The 17745-nt window shown below is 54.2% G+C and carries 18 protein-coding genes; 13 read left to right on the forward strand and 5 right to left on the reverse strand.

Annotated features, from left to right (window positions below; translation table 11 throughout):
• Positions 1–39: 39 nt before the first annotated feature.
• Entirely contained in the window at positions 40–522 is a 483-nt protein-coding gene (locus H7K52_RS10490; protein WP_003854013.1) for a zinc ribbon-containing protein, read from the reverse strand.
• Between the two features lie 222 nt (positions 523–744).
• Between H7K52_RS10490 and leuS the strand changes: the two genes are divergently transcribed.
• From leuS to lipA, 13 genes are all read left to right on the forward strand, one after another.
• On the forward strand, positions 745–3327 hold the full coding sequence (gene leuS, locus H7K52_RS10495; RefSeq protein ID WP_003854015.1) for a leucine--tRNA ligase: 2583 nt from the start codon (positions 745–747) through the stop codon (positions 3325–3327).
• A gap of 14 nt (positions 3328–3341) precedes the next feature.
• Entirely contained in the window at positions 3342–3941 is a 600-nt protein-coding gene (lptE, locus tag H7K52_RS10500; protein WP_003854016.1) for an LPS assembly lipoprotein LptE, read from the forward strand.
• A complete protein-coding gene (holA, locus tag H7K52_RS10505) occupies positions 3938–4969 on the forward strand; it encodes a DNA polymerase III subunit delta (RefSeq protein ID WP_039659159.1) in 1032 nt (343 codons plus the stop codon). Before lptE ends, holA begins: the two co-directional genes overlap by 4 nt.
• Positions 4962–5606, forward strand: a complete 645-nt coding sequence (gene nadD, locus H7K52_RS10510) for a nicotinate-nucleotide adenylyltransferase (protein WP_003854019.1) — start codon at positions 4962–4964, stop codon at positions 5604–5606. Before holA ends, nadD begins: the two co-directional genes overlap by 8 nt.
• Positions 5607–5698: 92 nt before the next feature.
• Positions 5699–6016, forward strand: a complete 318-nt coding sequence (rsfS, locus tag H7K52_RS10515) for a ribosome silencing factor (RefSeq protein WP_182630019.1) — start codon at positions 5699–5701, stop codon at positions 6014–6016.
• Between the two features lie 3 nt (positions 6017–6019).
• Positions 6020–6490, forward strand: coding sequence for a 23S rRNA (pseudouridine(1915)-N(3))-methyltransferase RlmH (rlmH, locus tag H7K52_RS10520; RefSeq protein ID WP_008103678.1), 471 nt, complete (start codon positions 6020–6022; stop codon positions 6488–6490).
• Positions 6491–6524: 34 nt separating this feature from the next.
• Positions 6525–8429 (forward strand): peptidoglycan DD-transpeptidase MrdA, encoded by a 1905-nt coding sequence (gene mrdA, locus H7K52_RS10525; RefSeq protein ID WP_003854026.1) that lies wholly within the window; start codon positions 6525–6527, stop codon positions 8427–8429.
• Between the two features lie 8 nt (positions 8430–8437).
• The gene (gene mrdB, locus H7K52_RS10530; RefSeq protein WP_033743010.1) at positions 8438–9550 is read left to right on the forward strand and encodes a peptidoglycan glycosyltransferase MrdB; all 1113 of its coding nucleotides are present in this window, start codon (positions 8438–8440) and stop codon (positions 9548–9550) included.
• A 10-nt stretch (positions 9551–9560) separates the two neighbouring features.
• Positions 9561–10658, forward strand: a complete 1098-nt coding sequence (rlpA, locus tag H7K52_RS10535; protein ID WP_182630020.1) for an endolytic peptidoglycan transglycosylase RlpA — start codon at positions 9561–9563, stop codon at positions 10656–10658.
• Positions 10659–10789: 131 nt separating this feature from the next.
• The gene (dacA, locus tag H7K52_RS10540) at positions 10790–12001 is read left to right on the forward strand and encodes a D-alanyl-D-alanine carboxypeptidase DacA (RefSeq protein ID WP_003854029.1); all 1212 of its coding nucleotides are present in this window, start codon (positions 10790–10792) and stop codon (positions 11999–12001) included.
• Positions 12002–12101: 100 nt separating this feature from the next.
• Complete coding sequence (gene ybeD, locus H7K52_RS10545) at positions 12102–12365, forward strand: DUF493 family protein YbeD (RefSeq protein ID WP_003854030.1); 264 nt, start codon at positions 12102–12104, stop codon at positions 12363–12365.
• A gap of 80 nt (positions 12366–12445) precedes the next feature.
• Positions 12446–13105 (forward strand): lipoyl(octanoyl) transferase LipB, encoded by a 660-nt coding sequence (lipB, locus tag H7K52_RS10550; protein WP_182630021.1) that lies wholly within the window; start codon positions 12446–12448, stop codon positions 13103–13105.
• Positions 13106–13274: 169 nt separating this feature from the next.
• Positions 13275–14240: a lipoyl synthase gene (gene lipA / locus H7K52_RS10555; RefSeq protein WP_003854032.1), complete on the forward strand. Its 966-nt coding sequence runs from the start codon at positions 13275–13277 to the stop codon at positions 14238–14240.
• Between the two features lie 122 nt (positions 14241–14362).
• Here the strand turns inward: lipA and tatE are convergent, their stop codons facing one another.
• The 4 genes from tatE to cspE form a co-directional block, all read right to left on the reverse strand.
• Positions 14363–14566, reverse strand: coding sequence for a twin-arginine translocase subunit TatE (gene tatE, locus H7K52_RS10560; protein WP_003854033.1), 204 nt, complete (start codon positions 14564–14566; stop codon positions 14363–14365).
• 173 nt (positions 14567–14739) lie between these two features.
• Complete coding sequence (locus tag H7K52_RS10565; RefSeq protein WP_182630074.1) at positions 14740–15528, reverse strand: deaminated glutathione amidase; 789 nt, start codon at positions 15526–15528, stop codon at positions 14740–14742.
• 499 nt (positions 15529–16027) lie between these two features.
• Entirely contained in the window at positions 16028–16459 is a 432-nt protein-coding gene (locus H7K52_RS10570) for a GNAT family N-acetyltransferase (protein ID WP_003854037.1), read from the reverse strand.
• Between the two features lie 228 nt (positions 16460–16687).
• Positions 16688–16897, reverse strand: a complete 210-nt coding sequence (cspE, locus tag H7K52_RS10575) for a transcription antiterminator/RNA stability regulator CspE (protein ID WP_006118399.1) — start codon at positions 16895–16897, stop codon at positions 16688–16690.
• Between the last annotated feature and the right edge of the window lie 848 nt (positions 16898–17745).

The raw sequence follows: 17745 nt of genomic DNA on the forward strand, positions 1-17745 counted from the left end.
TATGCGGGTCACTCAATGTGGCCCGCATAATGTTTGTTATCAGGGTTCAAAAGGCTGACGCTGGAACTGATCGTGGCCGCACTCCGGACAACGGGATAAGGTCTCAGGCGTATAGATTGCCCGGGTAAACTGGCACTTTTCACACACCAGATTGCCAAGACCGACCACTTCACCGCTCTGATAGACACCATGGTGATGCAGATCCTGAAAGACCTCACGCCACTCCAGCTGACTTTTATCCGTAATATCCGCCAGCTCTTTCCAGACGCTCTCGCGGATAATGCGCATAAACAGTGAGTCCGCCAGCGGTTCTTCAGCATCGCTGTAACTTCGGGCAAACTCGCCTAAATCACGGCGCACCGAACGCAGCGCCTGGTCAATCTCACTTTCTGACATATCATCGCGCACCAGCAACTGACTTCGCCGCCCGGCAATCAGCTCATCAAGGTTACGATCGCCCTGACGAAGACGTTCAGTCAATACGGCTAACGACTCGCGATACTCCTGAGCCACTTTATTCATTTTGTTCTCCTTTATGCAGACCCTCGCTGACTTAAGTTTAGTCGTAATGTTGCTTTTGCCGTGTCGTCTGTACAGTGAATTACAAAAGGGTGAAGAGGCTGACGCTTTCGGCAGAAATCGTGCCAGCAAAAGTGGGAAGTGTTGTTGATACGCGGCCTTATGGGTATGCTATGCGGATCTTAGAGCCAGAAAAATGTTTTTCATAAAGGACCACAGGCAGCCATGCAAGAGCAATACCGCCCGGAAGAAATTGAATCCCGTGTGCAGCAGCACTGGGATGAAAACGAAACGTTTAAAGTGACTGAGCAGGAAGGTAAAGAGAAATACTATTGCCTCTCCATGTTGCCCTATCCTTCTGGCCGCCTGCACATGGGTCACGTTCGTAACTACACCATCGGCGACGTAATCGCGCGCTATCAGCGTATGCTCGGCAAAAACGTGCTACAGCCGATTGGCTGGGATGCTTTCGGCCTGCCTGCAGAAGGCGCTGCGGTTAAAAACAATACTGCACCTGCCCCGTGGACTTACGACAACATCGCCTACATGAAAAACCAGCTCAAACTGCTGGGCTTTGGCTATGACTGGAGTCGTGAACTGGCCACCTGCCAGCCTGAGTACTACCGCTGGGAACAGTGGTTCTTTACCAAACTGTATGAAAAAGGCCTGGTCTATAAAAAAACCTCCGCAGTGAACTGGTGCCCGAACGATCAGACGGTGCTGGCGAACGAGCAGGTGATCGATGGCTGTTGCTGGCGCTGCGACACCAAGGTTGAGCGTAAAGAGATCCCGCAGTGGTTTATCAAAATCACCGATTATGCGGAAGAGTTGCTGAACGATCTGGATACGCTGGAAGAGTGGCCTGAACAGGTCAAAACCATGCAGCGTAACTGGATTGGTCGTTCTGAAGGCGTCGAAATCACTTTCGACGTGGCAGAGAGCGAAGAGAAAGTTACAGTCTACACCACCCGCCCGGATACCTTTATCGGCGCAACCTATGTGGCTGTCGCAGCAGGTCATCCTTTGGCCACTCAGGCATCCGTCAATAATCCGGCACTGGCTGACTTTATTGCGGAATGCCGTAATACCAAAGTGGCCGAAGCCGATATGGCGACCATGGAGAAGAAAGGCATGGCGACCGGCCTGTCTGTTATTCATCCGCTGACCGGTGAGCTGCTTCCGGTCTGGGTCGCCAACTTCGTCCTGATGGAATACGGCACCGGTGCCGTGATGGCGGTTCCGGCACACGACCAGCGTGACTGGGAGTTTGCCACTAAATACGATCTGTCGATCAAGCCGGTCATCCTCAACCTGGATGGCTCCATTCCTGACGTCAGCGCTGCGGCGATGACGGATAAAGGCGCCCTGTTCAACTCGGGTGAGTTCAACGGCATGGATCACGCAACTGGCTTTAACGCTATCGCGGATTCACTGGCGGCAAAAGGCGTGGGCGTACGTAAAGTGAACTACCGTCTGCGCGACTGGGGTGTTTCCCGTCAGCGCTACTGGGGTGCACCTATCCCGATGGTGACGCTGGAAGATGGCACTGTGATGCCGACACCTGAAGACCAGCTGCCGGTTATCCTGCCGGAAGATGTGGTGATGGATGGCATTACCAGCCCGATCAAAGCGGATCCGGAGTGGGCGAAAACCACAGTAAACGGTCAGCCAGCGCTGCGTGAAACGGACACCTTTGACACCTTTATGGAGTCCTCCTGGTACTATGCGCGTTATACCTGCGCCAGCTACAAGGAAGGCATGCTGGACCCGGCCGCAGCAAACTACTGGCTGCCGGTCGATCAGTATGTGGGTGGTATCGAACACGCCATCATGCACCTGATGTATTTCCGCTTCTTCCACAAGCTGCTGCGTGACGCGGGCCTGGTGAACTCTAATGAGCCAGCAAAACGTCTGCTGTGCCAGGGCATGGTACTTGCTGATGCCTTCTACTACCTGGGCAACAACGGCGAACGTAACTGGGTTTCCCCGGTTGACGTTGAAGTTGAGCGTGACGAGAAAGGCCGCATTATTAAAGCGACCGACACGCAGGGCCGCGACGTGATCTACGCGGGCATGAGCAAAATGTCGAAGTCGAAAAACAACGGCATCGATCCACAGCTGATGGTTGAGCGTTACGGCGCCGATACCGTACGTCTGTTTATGATGTTTGCTTCGCCAGCAGATATGACGCTGGAGTGGCAGGAATCGGGCGTTGAAGGGGCTAACCGCTTCCTGAAACGTGTCTGGAAGCTGGTCTACGAGCACACCTCACAGGGTGCGACCGTGGCACTGGATGTGGACAGCCTGAATGACGAGCAGAAATCGCTGCGTCGTGACCTGCACAAAACCATCGCCAAAGTGGCGGATGATATTGGCCGTCGTCAGACCTTCAACACCGCTATTGCGGCCATCATGGAGCTGATGAACAAGCTGGCCCGCGCTCCGCAGGAGAGCGAGCAGGATCGCGCCCTGATGCAGGAAGCGCTGCTGGCCATCGTCCGTCTGCTCTATCCGTTTACCCCGCACGCCTGCTATGTTCTGTGGCAGACGCTGGGCGGCGAAGGCACCATTGATGAAGCGAGCTGGCCGGTTGCTGATGAAGCCGCTATGGTTGAAGATTCACTGCTGGTGGTGGTACAGGTTAACGGTAAAGTGCGCGGCAAAATCACCGTACCCGCCGATGCAACACAGGAACAGGTTCAGGCACGCGCTGCGCAGGAGCATCTGGTGGCGAAGTATCTGGACGGCGTGACTATCCGTAAAGTCATTTATGTACCGGGCAAACTGCTTAACCTGGTCGTAGGTTAAGTTCAGGAGGAACTGTGCGACATCCGATTATCAGGCTGTTTGTCATGCTGGCGGTGGTGATCACCGCTGGCTGTGGTTTTCATCCGCGCGGCACCACGCAGGTGCCCAGCGAACTGAAAACCCTGATTGTTTCAACCGGCGATCCTTATGGTCCGCTGGCGCGTACTGTACGTCAGCAACTGCGTATCAACGATGTCACCATTGTTGAAGACAGCAAGCAGACCCGTACCGATATTCCGACACTGCGTCTGGGTCCTGAAATGTCAGGTCGTAATACAGCCTCGGTCTTTATCAGCGGCACCACTGCCGAGTATCAGCTGGTGATGACCCTCACTGCGCAGGTGCTGTTGCCGGGCAAAGGTATCTATCCCATCAGCACCACGGTTTATCGTTCGTTCTTCGATAACCCGAATGCGGCGCTGGCAAAAGATGCCGAGCAGGACCTGATTACGCAGGAGATGCGTCAGCGTGCAGCTGAACAGCTGGTTCGTAAGCTGCTGTCGGTGCATGCCGCGCAGATGAACAGCAAAGATACTCTGCCAGCGTCAGTGATTTCGGTGCCGGGTCAGGGTTCACAGGAAGCGCCCTCTTCCTCTGCTACCAGCCTGCAATGATCAGGATTTATCCTGAGCAACTCAGCGCGCAGCTCCGTGAGGGGCTGCGCGCCTGTTATTTGTTAGCCGGTAACGAACCGCTGCTGTTGCAGGAAAGCGCGGATGCCATCCGTGCCGCCGCAACCACACAGGGATTCGACGAACATTTTAGTTTTACGCTGGATGCCCAGACCGACTGGGAGAGCCTGTTCGTCAGCTGCCAGTCACTGAGTCTGTTTGCCCAGCGTCAGACGATGACACTGCAATTCCCCGAGAATGGCCCCAACGCCGCCATGGCCGAGCAGCTGGTTAAGCTCTCTCAGCTGCTGCACGCCGATATTCTGCTGATCTGCCGGATGCCAAAGCTGACCAAAGCGCAGGAAAACAGCGCCTGGTTTAAGGCACTGGCTGCCTCTGCGGTTGTCGTGCCCTGCCAGACGCCAGAGCAGGCACAATTGCCACGCTGGGTGGTAAATCGCGCGAAAGCGCTGAAATTATCCGTGGATGACGCGGCAGTACAGCTGCTGTGTTACTGCTATGAGGGTAATCTGCTGGCGCTGGCGCAGGCGCTGGAGCGGCTCTCACTGCAGTGGCCGGACGGCAAGCTGACACTGCCACGGGTCGAAGAGGCGGTCAGTGATGCCGCGCACTTCACGCCCTTCCACTGGGTGGATGCCCTGCTGGCGGGTAAAAGTCGTCGCGCGCTGCATATCCTGCACCAACTGGAGAAAGAAGAGAGCGAAGTCGTGATTCTGCTGCGTACGCTGCAGCGCGATTTGCTGACGCTGTTGCATCTGCAACGCCATCAGGCCCAGCAACCACTGCGCACGCTGATGGATCAGCAGCGTATCTGGCAAAACCGCCGCGCGCTGTTCACCGACGCACTCCAGCGACTGGATGCCACCCGTCTGCAACGCGCCATCCATCTGCTGAGTCAGATTGAGATCACCCTGAAGCAGGATTATGGTCAGTCAGTGTGGCCGCAGTTGCAAACCCTGACGCTGCTGCTCAGCAGTCGCGCTTTTCCGACGAGCTTTGCCCATGTCTGAGTTACACGCACTGTTTGGTGGCACCTTCGATCCGATCCATTTTGGCCATCTGCGCCCGGTGGAAGCGCTGGCTCAGCAGACCGGCTTACAGCGTGTGACGCTGCTGCCCAATAATGTGCCCCCGCATCGTCCACAACCGGAAGCCAGCGCGTCTCAGCGGGTTGCTATGCTGCGCTGCGCTATCCGTGGCTTACCGCTGTTTGAAATTGATACCCGGGAGCTGGAACGTGACACACCCTCCTGGACCGTGACCACCCTGGAAGCCTGGCGCGCAGAACGCAGTGCAGAGCAGCCGCTGGCCTTTATCATTGGTCAGGATTCCCTGCTGAGCCTGTCCAAATGGCATCGCTGGCAGGATCTGCTGTCACTCTGCCATCTGCTGGTCTGCCAGCGTCCCGGCTATCCGACCCGGTTCGACTCGCCAGAGATGCAGGCGTGGCTTGAGCAACACGTCGCTCAGGATATCCGGCAGCTGCATCAGCAGCCCGCGGGGCATATCTGGCTGGCGGAAACCCCACTCTATGATATTTCGGCGACCGAAATTCGCCGCCGTCGCCATCAAAATCAGCCCTGCGATGACCTGTTACCCGCTGCGGTTATCGACTATATCGACCGCGAAGGCTTATATCGCGACTGATCCGGGCATGCTATACTGCGCCGCTTAATTTTTTGGCTGCACTCTCCGGGCTTACAGCCGGCTCGTTACTACCAGATTCCAAGGGGAACCTTTTGCAAGGTAAAGCACTCCAAGAGTTCGTTATTGATAAGATTGATGATCTTAAAGGCCAGGACATTATTACCATCGACGTTCAGGGCAAATCCAGCATCACCGATTACATGATCATCTGCACCGGTACCTCCACGCGTCATGTGACTTCGATCGCAGAACACGTTGAGCAGGAATCCCGTTTAGCTGGCCTGATGCCATTAGGCATTGAAGGTAAAAGCGCGGCAGACTGGGTCGTGGTTGATCTGGGCGATGTCATCGTGCATGTGATGCAGGAAGAGAGTCGCCAGCTGTATGAGCTGGAAAAACTCTGGAGCTAATCGGTGAAACTGCAACTCGTTGCCGTCGGCACCAAAATGCCTGACTGGGTGCAGACCGGTTTTATGGAATACCTGCGCCGCTTCCCGAAAGATATGCCGTTTGAGCTGATCGAAGTTACCGCAGGTAAGCGCGGTAAAAATGCTGATATCAAACGCATTCTTGAAAAAGAGGGTGAAGCGATGCTGGCGGCGGTCGGCAAAGGTAATCGCATCGTCACGCTGGATATTCCGGGCCAACCGTGGGAAACCCCGCAGCTGGCACAGCAGCTTGAACGCTGGAAGCTTGATGGTCGCGATGTCAGCCTGCTGATTGGCGGGCCCGAAGGCCTGGCCCCCGCCTGTAAAGCGGCGGCAGAACAGAGCTGGTCACTGTCAGCATTGACGTTGCCCCATCCGCTGGTGCGCGTGCTGGTAGCCGAAAGTCTGTATCGTGCCTGGAGTATAACGACAAATCATCCTTATCATCGTGAATGACCGATCAGCCCACATCAGACATGACAAGTAGCGGATGAAATTACAAAGCAACGCCTTTCGCGATTACAGCGCCGAACAGAAACTCTTTGTCCGTCGGGCGTTTATCGCCTTCGTCGGTATCTTACTGCTCTCGTCAATTCTGGTGGTTAACCTCTACCACCTGCAGATTCTTCGCTTTGATGATTACAGCACCCGCTCTAACCAGAACCGCATCAAACTGGTGCCTGTCGCGCCCAGTCGCGGCATAATTTACGATCGTACCGGCACCCCGCTGGCACTGAACCGCACCATCTATCAGGCTGAACTTGTCCCGGAAAAAGTCGATAACCTGCAACAGACGCTGGAAAACTTACGTCCGGTTCTTGAGCTGACGGATGAAGACCTCGAGAATTTCCAGAAAGAGCGTAAACGCTCACGTCGTTTCACCTCTATCCCGGTTAAAACCGGTCTGAATGAAGTGCAGGTGGCGCGCTTTGCGGTTAATCAGTACCGTTTCCCCGGCGTGGAAGTGAAAGGTTATCAGCGCCGCTACTATCCTTACGGTGCCACGCTGACGCATGTCGTCGGCTACGTGTCAAAAATCAACGACCGTGACGTTGCCCGCCTCGATAAAGAGGGCATATGGCCGAACTATGCCGCAACACACGATATCGGTAAGCTGGGGATTGAAGCGTATTACGAGAGTTTGCTGCACGGCAAAACCGGCTTTGAAGAGGTAGAGGTTAACAATCGTGGCCGCGTTATTCGCCAGTTGCATGAGGAGTCACCTCAGGCTGGACGTGATATCTATCTGACGATCGATCTCAAACTGCAGCAATATGTCGAGACTCTGCTGGCGGGAAGTCGCGCAGCAGTGGTGGTCAGCGACCCGCGCACCGGCGAAATTCTCGCCATGGTCTCTACGCCGAGCTACGATGCCAACTTATTTGTCGACGGTATTTCCAGTAAGGATTACCGTGGACTGCTGGAAGATGAAAACCGCCCGCTCTACAACCGCGCCATTCAGGCGGCTTACCCACCGGCTTCCACAGTCAAACCTTATGTCGCGGTTTCTGCCATGAGTGCGGGCGTGATCAACCGTAACACCAGTCTGTTTGATCCCGGCTGGTGGCAGCTTCCGGGTTCAGAAAAGCGTTTTCGTGACTGGAAAAAGTGGGGCCACGGCCGTCTGAACGTCACCAAAGCACTGGAAGAGTCTGCTGATACCTTCTTCTATCAGGTCGCCTACGACATGGGTATTGACCGCCTGTCGGAGTGGATGAACAAATTTGGTTATGGCAGCCGTACCGGCATCGATTTGCCGCAGGAGAGCGCCGGTAATATGCCTACCCGCGACTGGAAAATGAAACGGTTTAAAAAGCCGTGGTATCAGGGTGATACCATTCCGGTGGGGATCGGTCAGGGTTACTGGACGGCAACCCCGCTGCAGATGAACAAAGCGATGATGATTTTAATCAATGACGGTGTCGTCAAGGTGCCGCATATGCTGCGTGCTACCCGCGAAGGTCGTACCCTGGTGCCCTATCGTCAGCCGCCTGAGGCCCCGATTGGTGATATCCATTCCGGCTTCTGGGAAATCGCCAAAGATGGCATGTACGGCGTGGCGAATCGCCCTAATGGTACCGCGCACAAGAGTTTTGCTGATGCGCCCTATAAAATCGCCGCCAAGTCCGGTACAGCACAGGTCTTCGGCCTGAAAGAGAACGAAACGTATAACGCCCATAAAATTGCTGAACGATTACGCGACCATAAATTAATGACCGCGTTTGCCCCTTATGACAAACCTCGGGTCGCTGTGACCATTATCCTGGAAAACGGTGGCGCCGGTCCGGCTGTCGGCACCGTCATGCGCCAGATTCTGGATCACATTATGTTGGGTGATAACAATACAGTTCTGCCGGACGCCGCCCCTGTGCCGCCCGGTTATGAAGGTGAATAAACATGTCGATGCAAGATAGTCCGCAGAAACGATCGATCTGGATGCGCATCCACATCGATCCGATGTTTATGCTGATCATTCTCGCGCTGCTGACCTACAGCGCCGTGGTGATCTGGAGTGCCAGCGGACAGGATCCTGGCATGATGGAGCGTAAACTCGGGCAGATCGCGATGGGTCTGGTGATCATGATTGTGCTGGCGCAGGTGCCGCCGCGCGTTTATGAAGGCTGGGCGCCCTATCTCTATATTGTCTGCGTCATCCTGCTGGTGGCAGTGGATGCTTTTGGACAGATCAGTAAAGGGGCCCAGCGCTGGCTCGATCTCGGCTTTGTGCGTTTCCAGCCTTCGGAGATTGCCAAGATCGCGGTGCCGCTGATGGTGGCGCGCTTTATCAACCGCGATGTCTGTCCGCCGACGCTGAAAAATACCGGTATCGCGCTGATTCTGATCTTCCTGCCTACTCTGCTGGTGGCCGCACAGCCCGATCTCGGCACCTCGATTCTGATTGCCGCCTCAGGCCTGTTTGTGCTTTTCCTCTCAGGAATGAGCTGGAAACTGATTAGCGTGGCGGTACTGCTGGTCGCCGCCTTTATCCCGATTCTGTGGTTCTTCCTGATGCACGACTATCAGCGCGACCGCGTCATGATGCTGCTCGATCCGGAAACGGACCCGCTGGGCGCCGGTTATCACATCATCCAGTCGAAAATCGCGATTGGCTCGGGCGGACTGCGCGGCAAAGGCTGGCTGCAGGGCACCCAGTCTCAGCTGGAGTTTTTGCCGGAACGTCATACTGACTTTATCTTCGCGGTCCTGGCCGAAGAGTTAGGGCTGGTCGGCGTGCTGCTGCTGCTGGCCCTCTATCTGCTGCTGATCATGCGGGGACTGGTGGTAGCAGCCCGGGCGCAGACCACCTTTGGCCGTGTTATGGCGGGCGGTTTAATGCTGATTTTATTCGTTTATGTTTTCGTTAACATTGGCATGGTTAGTGGTATCTTACCGGTAGTTGGCGTGCCGCTGCCGCTGGTCAGTTATGGCGGCTCCGCGCTTATCGTGCTTATGGCGGGATTTGGCATTGTGATGTCGATCCACACTCACCGAAAAATGTTATCTAAAAGTGTCTAAGAGGCTGCAGATGCGTAAGGAATGGCTTGGCGTTGCACTGGCATCACTGGTTCTGGCGGCCTGTACCACGCCCGAACCCCAAAATACGGCGCCGCCGCAACCGGCTTACAATGGACCGGTGGTAGAGATTCCAGGCGTTGAGCCACGTTATGAGCCGATCAATCCGGGCACCAGTCAGGATTACAGCGTTAACGGTAAAAATTATCGCATCATCAAAGATCCGTCGAACTACAGCGAAGTCGGCCTGGCAACCTGGTACGGTGAAGAGGCGCAGGGAAACCGCACCGCCACCGGTGAAGCTTACGATCCCGATGCGCTGACTGCGGCTCACCCTACTCTGCCGCTGCCGAGCTATGTGCGCGTGACCAATATCGCGAATGGCCGTCAGATTGTGGTGCGCGTTAACGATCGCGGTCCCTACACGCCGGGACGCATTATCGACCTGTCGCGGGCTGCCGGTGACCGCCTGAATATCTCTAATAATTCGCGGGTACGCGTCGACTTTATTAAGGTCGCACCCGACGGCACGCTCTCAGGTCCCGGCACCATCGGAACCGTGGTAGCCAAACAGAGCTACTCTCTGCCTGCCCGCCCGGATCTGAGTGGCGGCGCGGTGATGAACGGCGGCAGTGCAGCCCCTTCTGAACCGCCTGCACAGAATGTTGAAGCCATCAGCAACAGCACGCTGCAGAGCAGTGACAACATGGGCGCGCCAGTACAGAGCAGCGGCTTTCTTGGCGCACCCCAGCCATTAGCGAACGGTGTACTGGAAGGTAACGAGCCGCCAGCCGCCGCACCTGCCAGTTCCGCACCCGCAGCCAGCAGTGCTGCTCCCGCAGCAGCCAGTGCCTCGCCTGCAGCCAGCAGTGGTTCCGCCGATGGCTATGTGGTGCAGGTTGGTGCGCTGAACGATCCGGCGCGTGCGCAGCAGATGATGAAAAGCCTGAGCCAGCGTTATGGTGTGCCCGGCAAGGTTGAAAACGCGGGCAACAATGTCTATCGCGTACAGCTTGGTGGTTATGCCTCCCGCGCCGAAGCGGCTGCGCTGCAACAGCGCCTGAGCAGTGAAGGCCAGGCCGCGTCATTTATTACGAACACACGTCGCTGAACCGTGGTTCAGAGCACTGCAGGTTACGTCTGCTAACAACCCAATCATCATGCCCGGTGCCAGAAAATCTGGCATTGGTTATGATGAGTGACATTTTTAACCTCAAACTCACGGATGTTGTAGTCCTACACATGAACACGCTGAAATCATCTCGTTTACTGAAACGCCTGACAGTGGGATCACTGATCGCTATCTCTCTCAGCCATGCTGCTATTGCTGATGACGTCAATCTCAAGACCATGATTCCGGGCGTGCCGGACATTGATGCCGAAGCGTATGTCCTCATCGACTACAACTCAGGCAAAGTGCTGGCAGAGAAAAACGCCGATGCACGCCGCGATCCTGCCAGTCTGACCAAGATGATGACCAGCTATGTCATTGGTCAGGCCGTGAAAGCGGGCAAAATTCATCAGGATGATCTGGTGACCGTCGGCCCGGATGCCTGGGCGACCGGCAACCCGGTGTTTAAAGGTTCTTCGCTGATGTTCCTGAAACCAGGCGATCGCGTGCCGGTTTCACAGCTGACCCGTGGCATTGTCCTGCAGTCCGGTAACGACGCCTGCGTTGCGATGGCTGACTATGTCGCTGGCAGTCAGGATGCCTTTGTTAACCTGATGAACAACTACGTCAAAGCGCTTGGCCTGCAGAATACCCACTTCGGGACCGTTCATGGCCTGGACGCGGAAGGTCAGTACAGCTCCGCGCGCGACATGGCGTTGATCGGCCAGGCGCTGATCCGCGACGTACCGGAAGAGTATGCTGTTTATAAAGAGAAAGAGTTCACCTTCAATAATATCCGTCAGATGAACCGTAATGGTCTGCTGTGGGATACCAACCTGAACGTGGATGGGATCAAAACCGGTCATACTAACTCAGCCGGTTACAACCTGGTGGCGTCAGCGACCGAAGGCCAGATGCGCCTGATCTCCGCTGTGATGGGCGGTCATACCTATAAAGGCCGTGAAACTGAGAGCAAGAAACTGCTTACCTGGGGCTTCCGTTTCTTTGAAACTGTTGCGCCACTGAAAGCAGGCAAAGAGTTCGCTTCTGAGCCAGTCTGGTTCGGTGATAATGACCGTGTACAACTGGGCGTGGAAAAAGATGCTTACCTGACCATTCCACGTGGCCGTATGAAAGATCTGAAAGCCAGCTATGTGCTGACCAATACAGAACTGCACGCGCCACTGAAGAAAAACCAGGTTGTCGGCAGCATCAACTTCCAGCTGGATGGCAAAACTATCGAACAGCGTCCGCTGGTGGTGCTGAACGAAGTCTCTGAGGGTGGTTTCTTCGGCCGTATCGTTGATTACATCAAACTGATGTTCCATCACTGGTTCGGTTAAGCGTAAGGGGTGATTGAAAAATCACCCTTCTGCCCCCATTACAGGATATTATGATGCTCCCGCTCAGGCGGGAGCCTGTTTTTTATGCACCGGAGTTAATATGAAAACCAAACTGAATGAGCTGCTCGAATTTCCTACCCCGTTTACCTACAAAGTAATGGGTCTGGCGCAACCGGAGCTGGTTGATCAAGTGGTTGAAGTGGTGCAACGTCATGCGCCCGGCGACTACAGCCCTGAAGTTAAGCCGAGCAGCAAAGGCAACTATCACTCCGTAAACATCACTATCACCGCCACCCACATCGAGCAGGTTGAACGCCTGTACGAAGAGCTGGGCAACATCGAAATCGTGCGGATGGTCCTGTAATTTACGGGTCGGCAAGGCGCCTCTGCCTGACGGTTTGCCGACGCTATTCTTAACGTTATTTCCTTTAGCGGGCTATCGTTTTGTCAGTTGAAACCCTCTTTGTCCGTCAGTCCGGTCTGTGCGACTGGCAATCTGTCTCCGACGCCATGCATCACTTCACCGACCAGCGCGATGACCAGAGTCGTGACGAAATCTGGCTGGTCGAGCATCCTCCGGTCTTTACGCAGGGTCAGGCGGGAAAAGCGGAGCATCTGCTGATGCCAGGCGATATTCCGGTGGTGCAGAGCGATCGTGGCGGTCAGGTGACCTATCACGGGCCGGGACAGCAGGTGATGTACGTCCTGATCGATGTGAAACGCCGTAAACTCGGCGTGCGCCAGCTGGTGACCATTCTGGAAGAGACGGTAATCGCGACGCTGGCAGAGTTCGGCGTCAGCGCCCGCGCCCGCGCGGATGCCCCTGGCGTTTATGTCGGGGAAGAGAAAATCTGTTCACTGGGATTACGCATCCGCAAAGGCTGTTCATTTCACGGCCTGGCGCTGAATGTGGCCATGGATTTATCTCCTTTCCTGCGCATCAATCCCTGTGGTTACGCCGGGATGAGAATGACCCAGTTGAAAAATTTTGAGCCAGAGGTGACAACGGAGCAGGTACGTTCTCCGCTGGTCAGCGCCTTTGCGCGGCTGTCAGGTTATGAAAATGTTGAATGGATATCAGGCGATCTCCCTGTTAAGCCTTAACGCAGAATGCGAATTTACAAATATGTAACGTATCCGTGCTGACTGTGGCTGCTTCGCAGGCGATGTGATGATATAATTTTTGCACTTTTTTCAAATAAAGTTGAAAGCCCCCTTCCCGGTTTGAGTGGGAACGCTTTCAAATCGCAATCCGACCGGAACCTGCTGATTTATGAGTAAACCAATTCAGATGGAACGCGGCGTCAAATATCGTGACGCAGACAAAATGGCGCTGATCCCGGTGAAAACCGTGGCTGTTGAACGGCAGGAGATGTTGCGTAAGCCGGAATGGATGAAAATCAAGCTGCCAGCTGACTCCAGTCGTATTCAGGGCATTAAAGCCGCGATGCGTAAAAACGGGCTGCACTCAGTCTGCGAAGAGGCCTCCTGCCCTAACCTTGCTGAATGCTTCAACCACGGTACTGCCACCTTTATGATTCTAGGTGCTATCTGTACCCGTCGTTGTCCGTTCTGCGATGTGGCACATGGCCGTCCTAATGCGCCTGATGCTAACGAACCGGCAAAACTGGCGCAGACGATTGCCGATATGGGCCTGCGCTACGTCGTGATCACCTCTGTTGACCGCGATGATTTACGTGATGGCGGTGCACAACATTTTGCAGACTGTATCCGCGCGATTCGCGAAAAAAATCCCACGATTAAAATTGAAACACTGGTTCCGGACTTCCGTGGCCGCATGGACCGTGCGCTGGAAATTCTCACCGCAACGCCACCGGATGTGTTTAACCACAATCTGGAAAACGTACCACGCGTCTACCGCCAGGTGCGGCCGGGCGCTAACTACGAATGGTCACTGAAATTGCTGGAGCGGTTCAAAGAAGCGCATCCGGATATCCCGACCAAATCGGGTCTGATGGTTGGGCTGGGTGAGACCAACGCCGAAATCGTGGAAGTGATGCGCGATCTGCGTCGCCACGGTGTCACCATGCTGACTCTGGGCCAGTATCTGCAGCCGAGCCGTCACCACCTGCCGGTTCAGCGCTACGTCAGCCCGGCTGAATTTGATGAGATGAAAGAAGAAGCGATGGCGATGGGCTTCACCCATGCCGCATGCGGTCCGTTTGTCCGCTCTTCCTATCATGCGGATATGCAGGCCAAAGGCGAAGAAGTGAAATAAGCCGGCCTCCGCTATCAGAAGCCTGAAAAACAAAAAACCAGACTGGAAACAGCCTGGTTTTTTTATGCGTGCCTGACGTTGCCTGAAATAAAAAGTAACAGTTATTTTCAGCAAATAACCGATTAATCTTTATGAACGACGCGTTCTGCCGGTACGTCTTCAGCGGTTGTTCGGGTTGCGCTGGTATCTTCGTCTTTCATGGCTTTTTTGAAGCCCTTAATCGCGGAGCCCAGATCGCCGCCCAGTGAGCGCAACTTGTTGGTACCAAAAAGCAGTACGATAAGCGCACCGATAATCAGCAGCTTGGCAATACTGATACCTTCCATATTTAACCTTTCAACTTATTCAAATCACGGTGACTGTTATTTACGCGCAGTTTGCCTGCGGCGACAACTGGAATCTGTAACAGAGTGAGATCTCTGAGAGGCCGATTAAGTATGCACAAGTGCCAGCACTCAGCGTTTTGCTCGCTTTGTCGTCATGGATTTTTATCCTTAGATCACTTGAGTTCAGGACGCGCAAAGCGCCGGTTCTCCAGTACCGGCAGCATCCGTCGGGCATAGACGACGCGTTCCGGGTCGAGTTTAGCAAACAGTAGTGTCGGGGACTCCGCGGCATTCGCCACCGCTACCCCCAGCGGGTCGACCACCAGACTGTTGCCAATATTGCGTGGGCCACACTCGCCCACCGCCACCATATAGCAGGTGTTCTCCAGCGCGTGGGCACGGGTCAGTAAATCCCAGTGCATCTCTTTCAGCGGGCCTTTCACCCATGCGGCAGGCAACACAAGCACTTCTGCACCGTCCAGCGCCAGTCGTCGTGCCAGTTCCGGGAAACGCACATCATAGCAGGTCATTAATCCGACTTTCATACCCGCAACCTCAATCAGCGGTGGAATGACATGGCCTGGATTGACCCGTTGCGATTCCTGCACGGCAAATGCATCGTACAGATGCAGCTTTTCATAGGTGGCAATAATTTCGCCGTTGCGGATAGCCACCAGTACATTGAGCGCTTTATGCTGGTCACTGGGGACATGGACGCTCATTATAGTGGTCAGCGCATTATGCTCACTGGCAGCCAGCAACTGTGTGATAAAAGGGCCATCCAGCGGCTGTGCGGCTTTCACCACTAAATCGGGATCGGTATTATCGCGCGCCAGAACAGCTTCTGGCAGGACCAGCAGATGCGCTTCTCCTTCTGCTGCCCGCTTCATCAGAGCCAGACAGCTATCAGCGTTCTCCTGCCATTCACGGCTGACCGCAAATTGTCCCAGTGCAACTTTCATCATCTCTTTCCTCCCCCAGCGACCAGAAGTGTCACTTCCCGCGTCACTCATCAGTGATTAAGCCCTTGCAGAGAATGCTCGCATCCAGAGCCGGCGATCGTTGTCTGTTCTCTTTAAAACGAACCTGATCGCCGCTTATTCCTGCGCTATGCTTCGGCATTGTACAGCCAGTGCAGTGTCATCCTGTTTTCTTTTATACCGCCATAGCCTCTAAGCGCTATCGCTCGCCGCCCTTAATACCGCTAACAGCTTCAGTGCGTGTTCTGCGTGGACGCCGTCCCGATGGGTATGCAGAGAGTGTCTGCATCACGTGAGGTAACGGCGCTAATCAGCAGTCGGACAACTGTTTATGCTGTCCTGAAACCAGATAGGAAGCAGAAAGTGCTGGCAAAGAACAAATGCTGTGGTAGCAGGTTAGCAATAATCCCTGTCGCCAGCCTCAGGGATGAACAGCGGGAGATGATTGCCGAGGCACTGGTCATCGCCTCAGGACGGGAATTTAACCCGCTTGCAGATTTTTAATGAGATAACAGGGTGATTCAGCATAACCCTCGCGCGCGTAAAACTGATTCGCCTTGAGCCGTGACTGATGGCAATGGACTTCCATACGATCGCAGCCACGGCGGGCTGCCAGCGTTTCGGCATATTGGAGCAGTTGCTGGCCGACGCCTTTGCTGCGCTCACCTTCCGCAATACAGAAGTAACTGATGCGGGCGAAATCACCGGCCAGGGCCAGCTGAGGAATAAAATGAAGTGAAAGGAAACCCAGAACCTGACTGCCCAGTTCAGCCACTAACAGCGCTTCACTGGGATCGCTGCATAACTGCGCCAGACGCTGCTCAATGAAACTTTCAGTGCCGCCGTAGCCTAACTCACTCAGCAAGGCACTCAACGCAAAACTGTCTCTCAACTCCGCATGCCGTATGTTCATCCTGTCTCCTCACTCATCGGGTTCTGTAGCACTGTTATATAGCGTCGCAGGCTAAAAAGCTGCACAGCTGGTTGTTATAAATATGTTACGAGGATTTATTGTGAACCGCCGCGCAGTTTGTGCGCCCCTGGGGACAATTCAGAAGGTTACGATGTGAGGGATGAAGCGCAGATTACAGCCATAAAAAAACCCGCCATAAGGCGGGTTTTTAGAATTCTGACTGTTAACTTACAGACTGATAACGTTAGCAGCAGATGGGCCTTTAGCGCCGTCGGTGATTTCAAACTCTACGCGCTGACCTTCAGCCAGAGTTTTGAAGCCGTTGCTCTGGATTGCAGAGAAATGTACGAATACATCTTTGCTGCCATCTTCAGGAGTAATGAAACCGAATCCTTTAGATTCATTAAACCACTTAACGTTACCTTTGATCTTAGACATCTATATTACCTTTACATGAAAAATGGACACTAAACTGTGTCGGGGTCTAGTACAGCAATTGCTGAGGGATTTGTCCAGCATGATTTGATGAAAAAGTGATAAATATCGACTTTCCGTACATGCATCACACTTTCCTGCTTTTCGACTTGCGAAACACTCATCAGCAGGGATCAGACGTATGGCCTGTGTCTTCCACTAACCTGCTGGAAAGGAAAACCTTTTTGATCTTTAGCACCGTGACGTTTTGAGGTTAAAAAGGAAAATCTTATTAAGACGTATTCCTGTTATTACTGATAACGATCGTCTCAAAAGCGTTATTTTTTATCGTCCTGCGGGTAGTAAACCTCAGCATAAAAATCCGATTTCCCTGCTTCCGGAGGCCGCCGTAACGCGTCTGGTTATTTAATGTGCAGTTGATCGCAAATTCCTATCCGCCGAAACGACTTTTTCTCAGACAATATTGAGACTGCTGTGCCATTGCCCCCAGTGAGAGCAGGCCATCTGCTGATATTTTCACCAAAAGCAGGCAAACCTTGATAAAGATCAATGAAGTGCTTTTTAGTGTCCGGATTCGCATCTGGCAACAAACAATTAACGTTATGAGCAACTACTTTTCTTATGGCGAGCCGGAATAATATTACCCGGCAATAGATTACGTCCGCTTAACCGGTGAGGGGATAGCTTCCTTCCGGGCAAATGAAAAGGAGAGTGAGGCACAGGATGGTGATGAAGATACGCTGCAGTCAGTGCGGAAGCACCCGATTCGTTTTTACGGAATATCACGAGGAAGAGCACAACGTTCATGGTGCCCGCTGTGCGAACTGTAAAAAATGCTTGGATTCCCAGGA

The organism is Pantoea hericii, assembly GCF_014155795.1.
GTDB classification, from domain to species: Bacteria; Pseudomonadota; Gammaproteobacteria; order Enterobacterales; family Enterobacteriaceae; genus Pantoea; species Pantoea eucalypti.

Bases quoted from the DNA above. Each gene is read 5' to 3' on its own strand.
- rlpA (WP_182630020.1), top strand. From the start codon at position 9,561: ATGCGTAAGGAATGGCTTGGCGTTGCACTGGCATCACTGGTTCTGGCG.
- cspE (WP_006118399.1), bottom strand. From the start codon at position 16,897: ATGTCTAAGATCAAAGGTAACGTTAAGTGGTTTAATGAATCTAAAGGA.
- mrdA (WP_003854026.1), top strand. From the start codon at position 6,525: ATGAAATTACAAAGCAACGCCTTTCGCGATTACAGCGCCGAACAGAAA.
- dacA (WP_003854029.1), top strand. From the start codon at position 10,790: ATGAACACGCTGAAATCATCTCGTTTACTGAAACGCCTGACAGTGGGA.
- H7K52_RS10490 (WP_003854013.1), bottom strand. From the start codon at position 522: ATGAATAAAGTGGCTCAGGAGTATCGCGAGTCGTTAGCCGTATTGACT.
- tatE (WP_003854033.1), bottom strand. From the start codon at position 14,566: ATGGAAGGTATCAGTATTGCCAAGCTGCTGATTATCGGTGCGCTTATC.
- mrdB (WP_033743010.1), top strand. From the start codon at position 8,438: ATGCAAGATAGTCCGCAGAAACGATCGATCTGGATGCGCATCCACATC.
- H7K52_RS10570 (WP_003854037.1), bottom strand. From the start codon at position 16,459: ATGAACATACGGCATGCGGAGTTGAGAGACAGTTTTGCGTTGAGTGCC.
- holA (WP_039659159.1), top strand. From the start codon at position 3,938: ATGATCAGGATTTATCCTGAGCAACTCAGCGCGCAGCTCCGTGAGGGG.
- ybeD (WP_003854030.1), top strand. From the start codon at position 12,102: ATGAAAACCAAACTGAATGAGCTGCTCGAATTTCCTACCCCGTTTACC.
- leuS (WP_003854015.1), top strand. From the start codon at position 745: ATGCAAGAGCAATACCGCCCGGAAGAAATTGAATCCCGTGTGCAGCAG.
- lipA (WP_003854032.1), top strand. From the start codon at position 13,275: ATGAGTAAACCAATTCAGATGGAACGCGGCGTCAAATATCGTGACGCA.
- H7K52_RS10565 (WP_182630074.1), bottom strand. From the start codon at position 15,528: ATGAAAGTTGCACTGGGACAATTTGCGGTCAGCCGTGAATGGCAGGAG.
- nadD (WP_003854019.1), top strand. From the start codon at position 4,962: ATGTCTGAGTTACACGCACTGTTTGGTGGCACCTTCGATCCGATCCAT.